The sequence below is a fragment of the Pedobacter frigoris genome (assembly GCF_005116445.1).
GTDB classification, from domain to species: Bacteria; Bacteroidota; Bacteroidia; order Sphingobacteriales; family Sphingobacteriaceae; genus Pedobacter; species Pedobacter frigoris.
This window is the reverse complement of the sequence record NZ_SWBQ01000004.1, coordinates 25,374-41,473: the sequence shown is the minus strand read 5'-3', so window position 1 is coordinate 41,473 and position 16,100 is coordinate 25,374. Positions and strand designations below refer to the sequence as shown.

Sequence of the window (16,100 nt, the reverse complement as noted above, 5' to 3'; positions counted from 1 at the left end):
TATAAAATGATACAACATGAAAAATAGATATAAATACTTTACAGGGTTGGCAATAATTGGCTTCTCTGTTATTTTGGGGAGTTGTCAGAAGAATTTTTTGGATATCAATACAGATCCGAACAATCCAACTGATCTTCCTTTAACTCAAATTTTACCAGCTGCGGAAGGGGGGCTTACATTCAACTTGTGCCAAAATGTAGGCGGGATTAACTCTGCAACTTCTACGTTTGTTCACCAGATTGTGAATACACGGGTCAATGACTACATAGTAGACGGCACAAACTTTCAAAACGCCTGGGGCTACGCAGGAGGTGGCTACGGGGTATTCCCGGGGGTATTGTACGATTTGCAAACCGTAATCAACAAGGGTACTGCACAAAATGCGCCTCATTATGTAGGTGTAGCCCAAGTGCAAAAAGCTTATATATTTAGTCTTTGGGTTGACCTTTTTGGTGACGTCCCGTATTTCGATGCCTTAAAAGGGAACGATAATTTATCACCAAAATATGATGCGAGTACTGCCATCTATGATGATCTTTTTGTGCAGCTTGATAATGCCATTACCAATTTAAGTGCAGCTTCCTCTTCGCTTTCTCCTGACGGTAATAGTGATCTTATTTATGCTGGTGACAGAACAAAATGGATTAGACTAGCAAATAGTATTAAATTAAAGTTATATAATCAGGTCCGGTTAAAACGTGATGTGAAAGCTCAGATAAATGCTTTGATCGCCGGAAATAATTTAATTACAACAGATGATCAGGATTTTCAGCTTAAATTTGGTACTTCTGCATCACCGGAGAATAGAAACATAGGTTTCTTTGCCAATTATGGTACTGGACAGCGTGAGAGTTTTGTGAGTCCTTATTTTTATACGACTTTAAAAAACTCTAATGATCCGCGGATGCCTTACTTTATTTACAACCAGCTTACGCCGACGGGCAACCCGACCAATCCTGTTGATTTCAGGGATGGACGTTTTCTTTCAGTTAGATTTTCCTCTAAAGGTCCGAACCGTAACCAGGATCAGCGTACATTCCAATCGCTTCTGGGGCTTTTCCCTGTAGGTGGACGTTATGACAACGGAACAGGTGGCACGGGAGCTTTGACCAGTGGTCCGGGCGATGCGCCGGTACGTGTTTTAACTACTTACCAGGTTAAATTTATCCAGGCAGAGGCGGCGCTTACTCTTGGAACAACAGGGGTGGTGACTGATTTGCTGAGATCTGCAATCGTAGATAATTTTACGAAGATCAATAAGCAAGCGGCGGCGGTGCCGGGTTCTGTACAGTCGGTTCCTGGCATTACAGATTTGGTCAGGGATGCTTATATCACTACTGTGATCGCTGCTTACAACGCAGCACCAACAACTGCGGATAAGTTGAATGTCATTATGACCCAAAAATGGATTGCCAGTTTTGGATACGGCATGGATGCTTATACAGATTACCGCCGTACTGGTTTCCCTGCTATACCAAATACTACCGGGGCAGTTGATCCGGAGATGGTGAGCACAAGGACATTTCCTTTCCGACTGCCTTATCCTAGTTCTGAACAGACTTCTAATCCTAATTTTCCTGGTCAGCCTGATATATATGGCGCTAGTGGAAAAATATTTTGGGCCAATTAAACACACACTCATATGAAATACCTTAAATTCTTACTCATCATAGGTTTAATTACAGGCACGGTGGCTTGTAAAAAGAACCGCTACCCCGAATTTGAAAATTCGGCCAATGCTCAGTTTACACGTTCGGCTGCAACCGGAACAGCTGCTGCGCCATATAACAGTGGAAGCTTAAGTAAAGCCGCTCCGGCAACTGCTGATCAGTTTCTTTTAAAAGTAGTTGAAAGTGGCAATGTAAAATCTATTGCTGTAATGGTTGACTATAGGAAAAGCACTGCGCCCAATACTACAGTTTATACACAGCAGTTTGCAACCATAACAAGCTGGCCTCAGACCTATAATGCCAGTCTGAACAGTCTGGTTGCTCTTTTTGCATCTAATGGTCTTACAGTAGGCGGTTTGGCCGTTGGAGACAGGTTTGTTTTTCGGATCATAATTACTTTAAATAGTGGTACCGTGATTTCCGAACAGGCCGCAATTATGAATTCAGCACCTTATGCAATTACACTGACATATACTGTAGCGGCTTAAAGGCAATAGTATTTCTTGTAAACGTCGACTTTCGTACCCGAAGGTCGACGTTTACTTTTTTATCTTTCCCCCACTATCATGGCATTGTTGCCATCAATATGACCAACAGGGAAATTAAACCACACCGGGAAGTTGTATTTATGGACTACTTCCATGATGATCTCTTCTGGCGTTTGCCCGAAAGGGATTTTTTCATCAGGAAGCTCATTGAATGCCCCGACGATCAGGCCATTTAGTTGTGATAACTTTCCTGCCCTGTCTAGCATTCTCATCATGCGGTCTATTGATGCAGGCCGTTCACCTACATCTTCTATAAATAATATTTTGTCTGTATAATCAATATCTGAGTTGGAACCGACCATCATCACCAGTAAAGTCAGATTTCCTCCTATTAGAGTTCCTTCCATTTTACCGGGACGATTTTTTGGGTATGTTTGGTAATCGTATTTGATTTCTTGTCCAAACAAGGCGGCTTTTAGAGAGGTTAGGGATTCGGTTGTCGCCTCTTCAAACGTATAAGGCATCTGTGCGTGTATAGATTGAATGCCAAAGTTGGCATATATATGTGATAACAACACTGTAATGTCACTAAAGCCAACAATCCATTTGGGATTCTTCTCAAATGTGGAGAAATCAAGGTTGTCAATGATTCTGATCATGCCATAACCACCGCGACCAGCAATGATGGCTTTAATTTCAGGGTCATCAAGATATTGTTGAAGGTCTTTGGTCCTTAAAGCATCATCACCCGCAAATTGGTTGTGCTCCGCCGTTACTGTTTTGCCCAGAACAACCTCAAGGCCCCATTCCTGAAAGATGGAAATTGCTTTGTCAATATTCTTTGGCAGTCTGCTGGCCGGGCAAACGATTGCAATTTTATCTCCTTTTTTTAAATATGGCGGCTGTTTAATCATCGGTAAAACACTTATCTTTGACAAAATAATAAAAATAGTTTTGGATAACAGTAAAATAAAAAGATATACCGTGACGGCTGCATTGCCGTATACAAATGGACCTGTGCATATTGGGCATTTGGCTGGAGTTTACCTTCCTGCTGATACTTATGTGAGGTATTTGCGCTCTAATAAAAGAGATGTGAAGTTTATTTGCGGATCTGATGAGAATGGGGTGCCTATCACCTTGAAAGCTAAAAAAGAAGGTGTAACCCCGCAGGTGGTAGTAGATAAATACCATAAAATCATTGGTGATTCTTTTAAAGAATTTGGTGTTTCTTTTGACATTTATCACAGGACGTCCTCGTTGACCCATCACCAGACGGCTTCAGACTTTTTTAAAACACTTTACGAAAAAGGAGTTTTTACCGAGGAGGTAACGGAGCAATATTATGATGAAACGGCACAAACTTTTTTGGCAGACAGGTACATTACAGGAACCTGTCCTAAATGCGGAAATGAAAATGCTTACGGAGATCAGTGTGAAAGCTGTGGAAGTACGCTGAATGCTACCGATCTGATCAACCCTAAATCTACGCTATCAGGCGAGCCCCCGGTGAGGAAAGAAACAAAGAACTGGTTTCTGCCTCTGGATCAGTATGAGGAACGTTTGAGAACTTACATTGAAGAACATAAGGAGTGGAAACCTAATGTTTATGGGCAATGTCAGAGCTGGTTGAACGCAGGCTTGCAGCCAAGGGCAATGACACGTGACCTGGACTGGGGAGTTAAGGTGCCGGTTAAAGGTGCGGATGGAAAAGTGCTTTATGTTTGGTTTGATGCACCTATAGGGTATATCTCGGCAACTAAGGAACTTTTTGAATATGCCAGGTTAGACGTTTGGAATCCAAAAGCCGAAGAATATTACATCAATCAGGGCGAAGTTGAGAAAGGAAACTGGGAGGAATACTGGAAGGATGAGGCGACGAAATTGGTTCACTTTATAGGAAAGGATAATATCGTTTTCCATTGCATTATTTTTCCTGCGATGCTGATGGCTCATGGCGATTATATTCTTGCTGATAATGTACCTGCTAATGAGTTTTTAAACCTGGAAGGGCAGAAGATCTCTACTTCAAAAAACTGGGCTGTATGGCTTAATGAGTACCTGGTTGAATTCAAAGACAAGCAGGATGTGCTGCGATATGTCTTGACAGCGACAGCTCCGGAGACTAAAGACAATGACTTTACCTGGAAGGATTTTCAAGCCAGAAACAACAATGAGCTGGCAGCAGTATTAGGTAATTTTATCAACCGTGTTGTAGTACTTACGCATAAATATTTTGGTGGAAAAGTACCGATGTGTATGAACCTAACTGCTGAAGACCAGCAGGTAATAGATGATCTTGCAGCGTTTCCGGCGAAGGTTAGTGCTTCTATAGAAAATTATCGTTTTAGAGAAGCCCTTGCAGAGGTAATGAATGTTGCCCGTTTGGGGAATAAATACCTGGCTGATACTGAGCCCTGGAAGGTGATTAAAACAGATGAAGATCGCGTGCGTACCATCTTGAACATCAGTTTACAAATAGCCGCGACAATTGAAATCTTAATAGAACCTTTCCTGCCTTTTACCGCAGATAAATTGATGAAGATGCTCAACTACGGAGGTTATTTATGGGAGGATGCCGGAAAGATGAACCTGCTGCATAGAGGGCATCAGTTAAACGAGCCTGTATTGCTTTTTGAGAAGATAGAAGATGAGGCTGTTCAGGCACAGATAGATAAATTAAACCAAAGTAAGGCGGACAATATTTCTGCCACTGCTGTAGCTGCTCCCGTAAAGGATAACATTCAGTTTGAGCAATTTGGAGCTATTGATATCCGGGTGGCGACAATTGTAGCGGCAGAAAAGGTGGAGAAAACTAAGAAGCTGCTTAAGCTGACTTTGGATACAGGTATTGATCAGAGAACGGTTGTATCTGGTATCGCAGAATATTATAAGCCGGAGGCAATTATCGGTCAGCAGGTGAGTTTGATCGTTAACCTGGCTCCACGTGAAATCAAAGGAATTTTGTCGCAGGGAATGATCCTGATGTCTGAGGATGCAGATGGTAAACTGGCTTTTGTGGCTCCGGTACAGAGCCATCAGAATGGCAGTGTGATCAAATAGATAATTTGGTATGAGACGGGAATAATTACTGGAAAGTATTATATTTGCGACCGTCTTATATGGTAAGACCCTGGTTTCGTAGTTCAACGGATAGAATAGAAGTTTCCTAAACTTTAGATATGGGTTCGATTCCCGTCGAGACCACTAAAACGGCGAAATAATGCAATATTTATTTCGCCGTTTTTATTGAGGCAATTATCTTAATATCAGGTTGTTATATCGACTTCAGATTGATGGTTATATATTGCTGTTTGCGAAGTTTCATTTTCGCAATAATTTCTGTCGAACACAATATTATGACTATAATTATCTTATAATCAATTTATTATACTGTTTTCTTTTGCTTTTTTGGCCTACTTCTTGCCTAGATATCCATCCCGGAATCGAACTTTTTTAAAAGTTTCTGAATTACAGGGTAATACTAAATTCAGATGCAATATTTTTTAGCGCAGTACGGTAAATAATGCTAGCTTTCTTAAAAAGTGGATGATATCCAACACTTTTTAAGAATTTATCGAACTCCTTGCCGACTGAAGAATTTTCAAATATTGATTGATATACTCCGCAGGAATTTCCAGATCTATTTTGTCAACCAAAGATCTATTGGGAATACTCTTAAGGCTATAGATTGTATGTACAGCCTCAGTAGAAATCAGTTTAAAATGTTCTTTGTCCAGTGTGATTTTTTCTGGAAGAAACAGTTGTAATAGTTGGCGCTTACCCAACACATCGGAAGAATCATATAGTTCATTTATTCTGGAGAGTAGATTAACATGCTCATTAATATTCTTATTAGTCTCTGCGGATAATGTAGCGCACTCTTGTAACTCATTACAACCGTCGTTAATCCTTTTGCTACAGCTTTCTTTTATTAGCGTAAAGTCATCAAAGTCTATGTCTCCCCGATATAGCAAGTCTTTTGCCTTTATGGTACGCTCTATTGCCGTCTCTATGCTTTTGGAAATTCTGGTTTGGTCGGCAGAATTCTTTAGGGTTATCTCATGATGGATATCTTCCACGATCTTTCTGTACAGGCCTATGTACTGATCTTTTGCCTTGAGTCTTCCCAATAACGATTGGAATTTTTCGTTCACGAAATCCGCCCTTGCGCGAAAACGACATTTGCCCGAACAGTGATAATAAAAATATCGTTTGGTATGCCCCTGGGAAGCACTGCCCGTAAGTGTTTTATGACATATAGGGCACGAAAGAAATCCTCGCAATGGTATTTGATCAGGGACTTCGGCCCTGGGCCTTTTTGCTCTTCCCTTTGCATTGAGGATATTCTGGGCCTGCTCAAACAATGCAACAGAAATTAGTTTTTCGTGGGCTCCTTTGACCGTATGCTGTTTTTCTTTGCCGAATTGCGGGACCAGTACACGTCCACAGTAGACAGGATTTCTGATCAGTTCCCAGAAATGACTTCTGCTGCATTTCAGCCCTTGAAGGACTGCTTGCTGATAGATATAGTGGGTACTAAATGTGTTAGCGGCTATAGTTTCAAAAGCTCTTTTAATAATTATAGACTCCGGTTCACGTGGAGTGATGTATTTGTCACCCATAACTGTTACCCTGTTTGAGTAGCCAATTGGTGCCCTGCCAGGCCACCGTCCTTCTTCTCGTGCTTTGTGCATTCCCAGGCTTATATTCAGCGCTATGTGGTCATTTTCAACTTCCGCTGCTGCAAGATAAACTGCAAGCATAATCTTATGTTCCGGGATGGTGAAATCCAGCATCTGTTCTATGGCTTGCGGCTGAACGGATAATTTCTGTAACTTTCCAATCATCAGACAAGCATCAGCAATGTTCCTGCTGAATCTGTCCCATCTGGTAAATAGTACCATATTTGGCGAACCTGATTTATTGTTGCGCCATTTTGCGATCAACTTTGTCCACTGTGGCCTGTTAAAGGTCTTGGCGGAAAAATCTTCGAAAATGGTTTCGGCGACCTGGATATTGCACAAAAGACAATATTTGAGCAGACGTTCTTCCTGACTTCTTTGGGAGAAGCCTTTTTGAGCTTGTTCGTCCGTGCTGACCCTGATATAAAGACATGCAGTTTGCATGGCTAAGTGTTTAAGGAAAGATGCTACTAAAGGTTATTTTCCATAACCTTGAATTGGAGCTGGTTACTATTGTTATTTAGCAAATAACCTTTTCAATCTTTATCTTTACCGATAAAGGCGTTTAATTTTTGTTTGTTTTAACCCTAAAAGATGGATTTGGTAAATAAGTTTTGGAATTTTTGTCACACATTGCGACATGAAGGTGTTGATTATATAGATTATATAGAGGAATTGACCTATTTATTATTTTTGAAGATTGCAGATGAAAGAGAAATAGAAATTCCGAAAGGTTGTTCCTGGAACGATTTGATTATCTACGAAGAAGAAGATTTACTTAAAAGGTACAATTCGATTTTATCAGAATTAAGCAGAGAGAAGAGCATCTTGGGGGATATATTTAGCCAGCCAATGGCTAAAATTAGAAATGCCAGTAGCCTAAAGAAATTATTAAATCTAATTGATGAAGTAAATTGGTCGGAATTTGACAAGGACGTCTTAGGAGCTATGTTTGAAGGGCTTTTGGAGAAAGCAGCAAATGAAAGCAAAAAGGGAGCTGGCCAATATTTCACGCCAAGACCCTTAATTGAAGCAATTATAAGGGTTATGAAGCCAGATCCACTGGAAAGCCCAAATTTTAAGATTTCTGATGTGGCCTGCGGCACCGCAGGATTCATAATTTCTAGTTTTGAATGGTGGAAGAAAAATAGTTCTTTAAAACTAAGCAAAGTTCAAAAAGAAAAGGTTTTTGCAAAGACGTATTTTGGGCAAGAATTGGTTGTAAGACCAAGAAGAATGGCGCAAATGAATTTATATTTACATGGTATTGAACCGAATATAAGGTTAGGCGACACAATTTATGAGCCACTTTCGGATGAGCGATTCTCCTGCATATTGACAAATCCTCCATTTGGTTCAAAAGGTTCAAATCAATTACCAGACCGGAGTGACTTCCTTGTAAAAACGAGCAATAAGCAATTAAATTTTGTTCAACATGTCATAAGTTCGCTGGAGGATAAAGGAAGAGCAGCAATCGTATTGCCAGATAATGTATTATTTGAAGATAAGGCAATCGAATTATGGCGCCATGCTATGAAGTTTTGCAACGTTCATACTATATTGAGATTGCCCAATGGTACGTTTACACCTTATGCTCAAGGCGTTAAAGCAAATGTGATTTTCTTACAAAAAGGGCTGCCAACCGAAAATGTCTGGATCTTTGATGCTCGCAATAATATTGAAGGTATAACGAAGATTGACAGGCCTCTTAACCGATCACATTTTGATGAATTTGAGGCAAATTATGGCCAAGATCCTAATGGGTTGAGTCCAAGAAAAGGCCAAGGCATTGATGGAAGATTTCGAAAGTTCTCAATCAAAGAAATTAAAGAACAGAACTATAGATTAGATTTTACATGGTTAATCGATAAATCCAGCGAAAACAATTTTGAAGAAATTAGCTCCGAAGAAATTGTTACAGAGGCCATCAATAAAATAAAGGGAATGCTTTTAGATTTAGAAGATGTTCTATCGCAAATTGAAAAATAGGGAATGATGTCTGAAAAAAAAAGTCAAGTGACGTCAAAAGGATGGACTGAAGTAAATTTATTGGAGTTACTCTTATCTCTTGAGTCCGGATCAAGACCTATTGGAGGCGTTAAGAATATAAAAGATGGTATTCCAAGCATCGGAGCGGAACACCTAAATAGTAAAGGTGGATTTAAATTTCAGAATATCAAATTTATCTCGAAGGAGTTTTCGAGGAAAATGATAAATGGAAAAGTTAGTGTCGACGACATATTAATTGTGAAGGATGGTGCAACGACGGGAAAAATCGCTATAGTTGAAAAAAACTTTCCTTTTGACGAAGCTTATATAAATGAGCATGTTTTTATATGCAGGCCTTCTAAATTTGTAATTCCAAAATACTTATTTTGGTTTTTATGGAGTCAAGCTGGCCAAAGCAGAATTCTTAAGAACTTCAAAGGTTCTGCACAAGGTGGCATTAATGCAAGTTTTGCAAAAAACACCTTAATTCCTGTTGCACCGTATAACGAGCAAAAAAGAATAATTTCAATTATTGAAAATTTAAATAAAACACTCGTGAATTTCGAAATCAAGCATTGCGAAATTCAGGAATTAATAACTAAGGCATTCAGAAAATTCACTTCGAATGAAAAGGGGGAGCTGACAACGCGAAAAATTGGATCTTTCTGTTCGGAGCAAAGAATACCTATTGGAAAGAATTGGCATGATAAAAGATTAATTGGTGTTTCAAATGAATCCGGAATTACAAATTTAAGGATAGGTGGTAAAACAACCTTTGAGAAGTATAAAGTGGTTAATCCTGGAGATTTTATATATAATCCTATGAGGGTTGACATAGGTTCTATAGCAATTTGGGAAGGTCAAGACGTGGCTTTAACAAGCCCAGACTATATTGTATTTAAAATAAATCATACAATTTCGCCAATATTATTATTGAAATACTTGAAGTCACCATTAGGACTCTCTGAGATTAAAAATAACACTCAAGGTAGTGTTAGATCTAGGCTATATTTTGATAATTTAGCCAAGATAGATTTTCCTTTTCTTAGCGAAAATCAGCAAATTGAAGCCCAAATAGTATTAGAAACACTTGAAAAAGTAAAGATCGAATCTGAAAACATAATCTTTCAAATGCAGTCAGTATTTCATAAGATGCTTCAAAAAGCTTATTTAGGACAACTGAAAACAAATAATACGAAGGATGAGGAGGTGGATGTTTTATTAAATAAAATTAAACTAGAAATTGCAGAATATTCTATTAATAGGTTGGAAAATAATAAATTACAGAGGAAAATCATGACAAGGATGAAAACCAACGGTAAAACTATTATGGAGATTCTTAGCGAGGCCGGAAAACCTATGCTAGTAAAGCATTTATGGGAGGAGAGCGTTCATGCAAAAGATATAGATGGATTTTATGCCACGCTAAAAATTTTAATCGAAATTGAAAAAAAGGTGGTAGAAATCCGTGAAGGAAATGATTATTATATAAATCTTCATAATGAGAATTGATAGTCTCTATATTAAAGCGTTTAAAAATCTTGAACAAATAACAATAGTTTTTGATCAAACTGAGTTGTACACTATTCTCTTGGGTCAGAATGCGACAGGGAAGTCCAATCTTCTCGAGGCAATCATTCAAATTTTTAAATACTTAGATCTAGAAAGGGCGCATCCTAATAGAAAATTCGATTATGATATTAAATACGAATTACGTGGCAATAATATTCATGTAAAGAATCAAAATACTAAGTATGAAATATCCTTGAATGGACAAATTATAAAAACCAAAGATTTTTTTGCCAATAAAGATATCTACCTACCAAAACATGTGTTTACTTATTATTCTGGTATTAGTGACAAATTAAAGGATAACTTCACAGAACACTTAAAAAGATACTATTTAACTATTATAGATCCTAAAGCAATAATTCTTGATATTACTGAAATAAGGAGGCTATTCTATGCTGAAAATATTCACTCCAATTTTGTCTTATTGGCGTTTTATTCGTTTTTGGAAATTGAAGCTCAGTCCAAAGAATTTTTAAATGAAATTTTAGGTATTGAAGGTTTTCATTCTGCAATGTTTGTATTAAGGAAGCCAGTATGGTCTAAGTTAAAAAATGAAAATTTTAATTTTTGGGGGGCTACTGGTATTGTTAAAGAATTTTTAGATTCACTTTTGGACTTATCTCTAGCTCCAATTTCAAATTCCGAGACAGTTGAAGTGAGCTATAAAAGCAATGAAAAGCAAGATAGGTTATATCTATATCTAAGTAACAAAGAAAAATTGCAAAAGCTTGCAAAGTCCTGGACGGGGAGAATACCATTTTTTAATGCATTGGAAAGCACCTATATTTCTGATTTAGTTGAGGATATACGAGTTCGAGTAAAGAAGAAAAATGTTAAAAAAGATATCAGTTATAGGGAATTGAGTGAAGGTGAGCAGCAACTCTTAGCCGTCTTAGGGCTATTGAAGTTTACGCGCGATGAGGAATCTTTAATTTTGCTTGACGAACCAGACACTCATCTTAATCCTTTATGGAAATGGAAGTATTTGGAATTCCTAAAAAAGGTCGTTGGAAATGATGATCATAAGACCCAAATTATTTTAACGACACACGACCCATTAGTGATAGGAAGTTTGGAGCGTAATCAAATCCGGGTGTTCTCTTCTGATAAAAATGGTAAAACATCCGTAGATATTCCTGATGTTGATCCTATTGGTTTGGGAGTCGCAGGAATACTGACAAGTGAGCTATTTGGTTTGCCAAGTATCCTTGATCAACCAACTTTAGATAAATTAAATCAAAAAAGAATCTTACAAGTTAAAATGAAAGATTCAGGTTTATCAGATGACGAAATGATCACCCTAAAAAAATTAGAGGAACAGTTAGAAGAGTTGGGATTTTCGAGGTACCAAAGAGATCCGCTATACCAAAAATTTATTGAAGCCACAATAAGAAATCCAGAGCTACGAAAGCCCCCAATTGATAAAATTGGGAGGGAAAAGCAAAATAAAATTATGGCTGAATTATTAGCCGAAATTTTAAAAGAAGAAGGCTGATGCGATATATAGATTTAAATAAGCTTCAACCCCCAGAAGGTTGGATTGATAAAGCTAATTTGCTCAAAGCAAAAATGCAAAACGCACAGAATAGTCAGGAACGAATTAAAATTCTGAAAGAAAACCCTATCTGGCAAGAATTGTTGATTCCATTGTCGGAATTATCCAATGGTAAATGCTGGTACTCAGAAGCTAGAGAGATAATGTCCGATAGGGATGTTGATCATTTCCGTCCCAAAAACGAAGCCTTAAATGAGGACGATTCAAAGAGGGATGGATATTGGTGGTTAGCGTATGATCATGAAAATTTTAGACTTTCTTCCACATACTCAAATCAAAAACGAAGGGACAAATACAGGAATAAAACTAAAATAGGCGGTAAAGGCTCGTATTTTCCTCTTTTCGTGGGTAGTGCAATTGCGATAAACAAAGGTAGGTTAGCAGACGAAGACATTATGTTGCTTGATCCTACAGACCCAGATGATCCCAATTTAATAACTTTTGACGACACAGGAAAAGTCCTAGCAAATACTACAAATCCAAAAGAAATGGAAAGGGTAAGAGTTTCAATTTGGCTATATAATCTAAATCATTTACCATTGGAGGAGGAAAGAGCTAGAATTTATAAAAGATGCCAAACCTTAATTAATCGAATTGACAATATTAAAAACAAAGCAGATTTCGGCGCATCTGACAAAACGCTTTTAAAAAGTTTAAAAAACGAACTAAGAGAGTTATTAAGTGCTGACCAAGAATTATCTGCAGTTGCTATTGCATCCTGTGAAAACGCACAATTGGGATATTTAGCTCGGTCATAATTTTGTCTCTTCATATATTTTTTGATTGCCAATCGACAATCAAAGAGCAAATAATTCATCTAGTTTTCTTAAATCTTCGACAAAAGAGTTCGACATTTGTTCGGGCAAGACCACAACTTTTGCCAGCGTTTAGACACAAGCGCTGGCTTTTTTGTGTCAATGATTCTTATGAGCTTGATGATAAAGGAAGGGTCGTTTTACATACCTCTTCTCAGGTTCAGCAAGGTATGACGTTTGTTAATACAGAGAAATATAGCTACGATAATGCCGGCTATCTGGTAAAGATAGATCTAGCGGGAAATGGTTCTATTTATTCTGTGATAACTTACGAGGTTAATAACGGGAATTATCAAAAATTTAGTTTATCAAATTCCAAAGACGGTAAGATTACCAGGCAATATGTTTTTTCCTACAATAACACTAAAGTAACAAGCCCTTTTTCTATGTTCACGGCCTTATTCGCTAATAATACATATTCAGCTATTGAGAAATACTTAAACTTTGGAAAGCAATCCGTTAATCAGATGTCATCAGTAGATTATAGCATCCTTAATTTAAATGGCGACCTTAGAATTGGAACCTTGAATGTAATAAGCCAGTTAGATGAAGCACGTAATATCGTCAAGCTAGAATTAATTGGAAATAAAATTGAAGGTACGCCATCAGACAACCTCTCGCCATTGCCAAGGAGTGTGAGTTTTTCTGAATGATCTTAACAGAAGCCTTTAGATGAAAATCTGGAAGTTTTCTTTATTTAACGGTGGTTTTGTACAAAAGGATGAGCAATGCCGGATCGTCTGTATAAATCCTGTCGAGTCCAAGCTGGATCATCTTTATCAGGGTCTCTCTATCATTGACTGTCCAGGTTCCTACCTCTAGACCGGCGGTCTTAACCAACCGGACTTTTTCAGGAGTGAGGCCTTTGTAGTTGATCACCAGTGTTTCGAATCCCTTTTCTTTTGCGGTTATGATATCCTGGCTGATATCAGTATCCGGCCCCCGGTCCCAGAAAACCGGAATATCAGGCGCAAGCGTTTTGACCTGGGACATGTATTGTAGACTGGCATCATTAAATCCTACCCGATAGCCTGCACCCATTTTTTTTACAATGCTGATGGCCTCAGCTACGCAATCGGCCTTTGGCTGAATGGAAAGTTTAACTGCATTGTTTTTGAGGATCAATTGAATTGCTTCTTCCAGCAAAGGCATTTTTTCAGCAGGACATGCTTTTAAACTTAGGCCTTTTGATTTACGAAATGCGGTAGCTACGTCAAGTTTTTGCAGTTTACGGTAACTAGACTGGGCAATAACAAGGTTTTTATCTGCTGCGCGGGCAGTGGATACATCATGACTGACTACAATTTTTCCGTCGAGGGTTTTATGGATGTCTAATTCAATCCAGTCTGCCCCAGCGTCAATGCCGGCCTGGAATGCAGTTAAGGTATTTTCAGGATGTGCAGCGGAGAATCCTCTATGTGCAGTCACGCCTTTTACCGGCTTTGTTTGCTGTGCCACGGTGGATAGGGTTATCGCAGTTAAAAAAAGTAGCAAAGACAGGGATCTTAAAATGTTCATCTCCAAATTTAAGGGTTTTGTGTTAATTATCATGTTCTAAAGGAAGGGTAATGCCAGCATAAGTCACCAAAGGTGACGAACGACCATTTTTCTGAAAAACGCACTTTAGTAACTGTTTGTTAATATTATGCTAATAGCATAGAATTAATTTTGGGCATTGAAAAAATAAGATATGAAAACAATTTTACTAGTTTTAATCGGCCTTTTTATAGGTTCCCAGGTCTCGGCTCAAACTACCGCCAAAGGATATGTTTACGAAGATGCAAACGGAAACAGTAAAAAAGAGTCTAAAGAAAAGGGCCTGGCCGGAGTATCAGTTAGCAATGGAGTGGATGTTGTACAGACAGACAACAAAGGATATTATCAGTTGCCTGTAGGGAACGATAATATATTGTTTGTTATTAAGCCAAGCGGTTATCGTGTGCCTGTAAATGAACTGAATCAGCCGACTTACTATTATATACATAAACCCCTTGGTTCGCCCGTGCATTTTAAATATAAAGGATCGGAGCCGACGGGGAAATTGCCCAAATCAGTTGATTTTCCCTTGACTCCCTATGATGAGCCAAGCACTTTTACCGCACTGATTTTTGGCGACCCGCAGGCGTATACCTTAGAGGAAGTAAATTATTTCACGAAGGGGATTGTCGATGAAGTGAAAGGGATTAAAAATGTTGGATTTGGTTTGAGCCTGGGCGACCTGGTAGGTGACAACCTGGGACTTCATAACCCTTATATTAAGGCTGTGAGCAATGTGGGAATTCCATGGTACAATTTAATAGGCAACCACGACATGAACTACGATGCGACAACAGATTCTTTAGCCGATGAGACCTATGAAAAGAATTTTGGTCCTGCTAATTACTCTTTTAATTATGGGAATGCCCATTTCATTGTACTGGATGATATCATTTACCCTGACCCGCGTGACGGAAAGAGTTATTGGGGTGGATTTAGAAAGGATCAACTTGATTTTGTCGAAAATGAGCTGAAGTTTATTGGTAAGGATAAATTGATTGTACTGGCATTTCACATTCCATTAATGATAGAGAGTGGCGATCCATTTAGAAAAGAAGACCGGCAACGTTTGTTTGATATCTTGAAAGATTATCCGAACACCTTATCCATATCTGCACACACGCATTTACAACGACACAATTTTTATGGTAAAGAAGAGGGCTGGCATCAGGAAAAGCCGCATCATGAGTACAATGCCGGAACAACATCGGGCGATTGGTATTCTGGTGAATTTAACGAACAAGGTGTACCTGCTTCAACCATGAGAGACGGCACTCCCAAAGGCTATGCGTTTCTGACAATCGATAACAATCAGTACAAAATTGACTACAAGGTTGCAGGAAAACCGAAAGGATATCAGATCCAGATATTTAGTCCGAAAGTAGTTGCAAGAGGCAGAAACACGAGCGCAGAAATCTTTGCTAACTTTTTTATGGGAGCGGAGGGCAATAAAGTTGAGTACCGTATCAACAAGGGTAAGTGGTTGCCAATGGTCTATGTTAAAGATACAGACCCCTCGTTTCTGTCGAAATTACAAAAATGGGATCTTACAGAGCAATTATTGCGTGGTCGCAGGCCATCTAATGCCGTAGAAAGTACCCACTTATGGAGCGGAAGTATCCCGGCACGCACCCTGCCGGCAGGGCCTCATAAAATTGAAGTCAGAGCAACCGATATGTTTGGCAATGTATTTACAGAGGAACAATCCTTTAAAGTAGAGGAACCGGTAAAATAGTAAACCCCAAATTAAATTTCTTTTAAATGAAAAATCACCGAAAGTGTGTTGTTAC

At 38.7% G+C, this 16,100-nt stretch carries 12 protein-coding genes and 1 tRNA gene; 10 read left to right on the top strand and 3 right to left on the bottom strand.

Annotated features, from left to right (window positions below; translation table 11 throughout):
- Positions 1 to 16: 16 nt before the first annotated feature.
- Positions 17 to 1,630 carry a SusD/RagB family nutrient-binding outer membrane lipoprotein gene (locus tag FA047_RS13940; protein ID WP_136836694.1) on the top strand — a complete coding sequence of 538 codons (1,614 nt, stop codon included), beginning with the start codon at positions 17 to 19 and terminating at the stop codon, positions 1,628 to 1,630.
- Positions 1,631 to 1,642: 12 nt separating this feature from the next.
- Positions 1,643 to 2,158 carry a hypothetical protein gene (locus FA047_RS13935; RefSeq protein ID WP_136836693.1) on the top strand — a complete coding sequence of 172 codons (516 nt, stop codon included), beginning with the start codon at positions 1,643 to 1,645 and terminating at the stop codon, positions 2,156 to 2,158.
- A 59-nt stretch (positions 2,159 to 2,217) separates the two neighbouring features.
- Here the strand turns inward: FA047_RS13935 and FA047_RS13930 are convergent, their stop codons facing one another.
- A complete protein-coding gene (locus FA047_RS13930) occupies positions 2,218 to 3,072 on the bottom strand; it encodes a S66 peptidase family protein (protein ID WP_136836692.1) in 855 nt (284 codons plus the stop codon).
- Between the two features lie 40 nt (positions 3,073 to 3,112).
- On the opposite strand from FA047_RS13930, the gene metG reads away from it, so the two are divergent.
- Together metG and FA047_RS13920 are read left to right on the top strand one after the other, a co-directional pair.
- On the top strand, positions 3,113 to 5,221 hold the full coding sequence (gene metG / locus FA047_RS13925; protein WP_136836691.1) for a methionine--tRNA ligase: 2,109 nt from the start codon (positions 3,113 to 3,115) through the stop codon (positions 5,219 to 5,221).
- A 72-nt stretch (positions 5,222 to 5,293) separates the two neighbouring features.
- Positions 5,294 to 5,365 (top strand) — tRNA-Arg (locus FA047_RS13920).
- Positions 5,366 to 5,724: 359 nt separating this feature from the next.
- On the opposite strand, the gene FA047_RS13915 is transcribed toward FA047_RS13920, so the two are convergent.
- Complete coding sequence (locus FA047_RS13915; RefSeq protein ID WP_136836690.1) at positions 5,725 to 7,287, bottom strand: recombinase family protein; 1,563 nt, start codon at positions 7,285 to 7,287, stop codon at positions 5,725 to 5,727.
- A 150-nt stretch (positions 7,288 to 7,437) separates the two neighbouring features.
- On the opposite strand from FA047_RS13915, the gene FA047_RS13910 reads away from it, so the two are divergent.
- From FA047_RS13910 to FA047_RS13890, 5 genes are all read left to right on the top strand, one after another.
- Positions 7,438 to 8,832 (top strand): class I SAM-dependent DNA methyltransferase, encoded by a 1,395-nt coding sequence (locus FA047_RS13910; protein ID WP_136836689.1) that lies wholly within the window; start codon positions 7,438 to 7,440, stop codon positions 8,830 to 8,832.
- A 3-nt stretch (positions 8,833 to 8,835) separates the two neighbouring features.
- Positions 8,836 to 10,344 carry a restriction endonuclease subunit S gene (locus FA047_RS13905; RefSeq protein ID WP_136836688.1) on the top strand — a complete coding sequence of 503 codons (1,509 nt, stop codon included), beginning with the start codon at positions 8,836 to 8,838 and terminating at the stop codon, positions 10,342 to 10,344.
- Positions 10,334 to 11,899: an AAA family ATPase gene (locus FA047_RS13900; protein WP_136836687.1), complete on the top strand. Its 1,566-nt coding sequence runs from the start codon at positions 10,334 to 10,336 to the stop codon at positions 11,897 to 11,899. Before FA047_RS13905 ends, FA047_RS13900 begins: the two co-directional genes overlap by 11 nt.
- Positions 11,899 to 12,717, top strand: a complete 819-nt coding sequence (locus tag FA047_RS13895; RefSeq protein WP_136836686.1) for an HNH endonuclease family protein — start codon at positions 11,899 to 11,901, stop codon at positions 12,715 to 12,717. Before FA047_RS13900 ends, FA047_RS13895 begins: the two co-directional genes overlap by 1 nt.
- A 119-nt stretch (positions 12,718 to 12,836) precedes the next feature.
- On the top strand, positions 12,837 to 13,427 hold the full coding sequence (locus tag FA047_RS13890) for a hypothetical protein (RefSeq protein WP_136836685.1): 591 nt from the start codon (positions 12,837 to 12,839) through the stop codon (positions 13,425 to 13,427).
- 40 nt (positions 13,428 to 13,467) lie between these two features.
- Here the strand turns inward: FA047_RS13890 and FA047_RS13885 are convergent, their stop codons facing one another.
- The gene (locus FA047_RS13885) at positions 13,468 to 14,292 is read right to left on the bottom strand and encodes a glycerophosphodiester phosphodiesterase (protein WP_169304415.1); all 825 of its coding nucleotides are present in this window, start codon (positions 14,290 to 14,292) and stop codon (positions 13,468 to 13,470) included.
- Positions 14,293 to 14,464: 172 nt separating this feature from the next.
- On the opposite strand from FA047_RS13885, the gene FA047_RS13880 reads away from it, so the two are divergent.
- Complete coding sequence (locus FA047_RS13880; protein ID WP_136836683.1) at positions 14,465 to 16,045, top strand: calcineurin-like phosphoesterase C-terminal domain-containing protein; 1,581 nt, start codon at positions 14,465 to 14,467, stop codon at positions 16,043 to 16,045.
- Positions 16,046 to 16,100: the final 55 nt, after the last annotated feature.

Coding starts and splice junctions, on each gene's coding strand:
- FA047_RS13940 (WP_136836694.1), top strand. CDS start 17: ATGAAAAATAGATATAAATACTTTACAGGGTTGGCAATAATTGGCTTC.
- FA047_RS13935 (WP_136836693.1), top strand. CDS start 1,643: ATGAAATACCTTAAATTCTTACTCATCATAGGTTTAATTACAGGCACG.
- FA047_RS13930 (WP_136836692.1), bottom strand. CDS start 3,072: ATGATTAAACAGCCGCCATATTTAAAAAAAGGAGATAAAATTGCAATC.
- FA047_RS13915 (WP_136836690.1), bottom strand. CDS start 7,287: ATGCAAACTGCATGTCTTTATATCAGGGTCAGCACGGACGAACAAGCT.
- FA047_RS13910 (WP_136836689.1), top strand. CDS start 7,438: ATGGATTTGGTAAATAAGTTTTGGAATTTTTGTCACACATTGCGACAT.
- FA047_RS13905 (WP_136836688.1), top strand. CDS start 8,836: ATGATGTCTGAAAAAAAAAGTCAAGTGACGTCAAAAGGATGGACTGAA.
- FA047_RS13900 (WP_136836687.1), top strand. CDS start 10,334: ATGAGAATTGATAGTCTCTATATTAAAGCGTTTAAAAATCTTGAACAA.
- FA047_RS13895 (WP_136836686.1), top strand. CDS start 11,899: ATGCGATATATAGATTTAAATAAGCTTCAACCCCCAGAAGGTTGGATT.
- FA047_RS13885 (WP_169304415.1), bottom strand. CDS start 14,292: ATGAACATTTTAAGATCCCTGTCTTTGCTACTTTTTTTAACTGCGATA.
- FA047_RS13880 (WP_136836683.1), top strand. CDS start 14,465: ATGAAAACAATTTTACTAGTTTTAATCGGCCTTTTTATAGGTTCCCAG.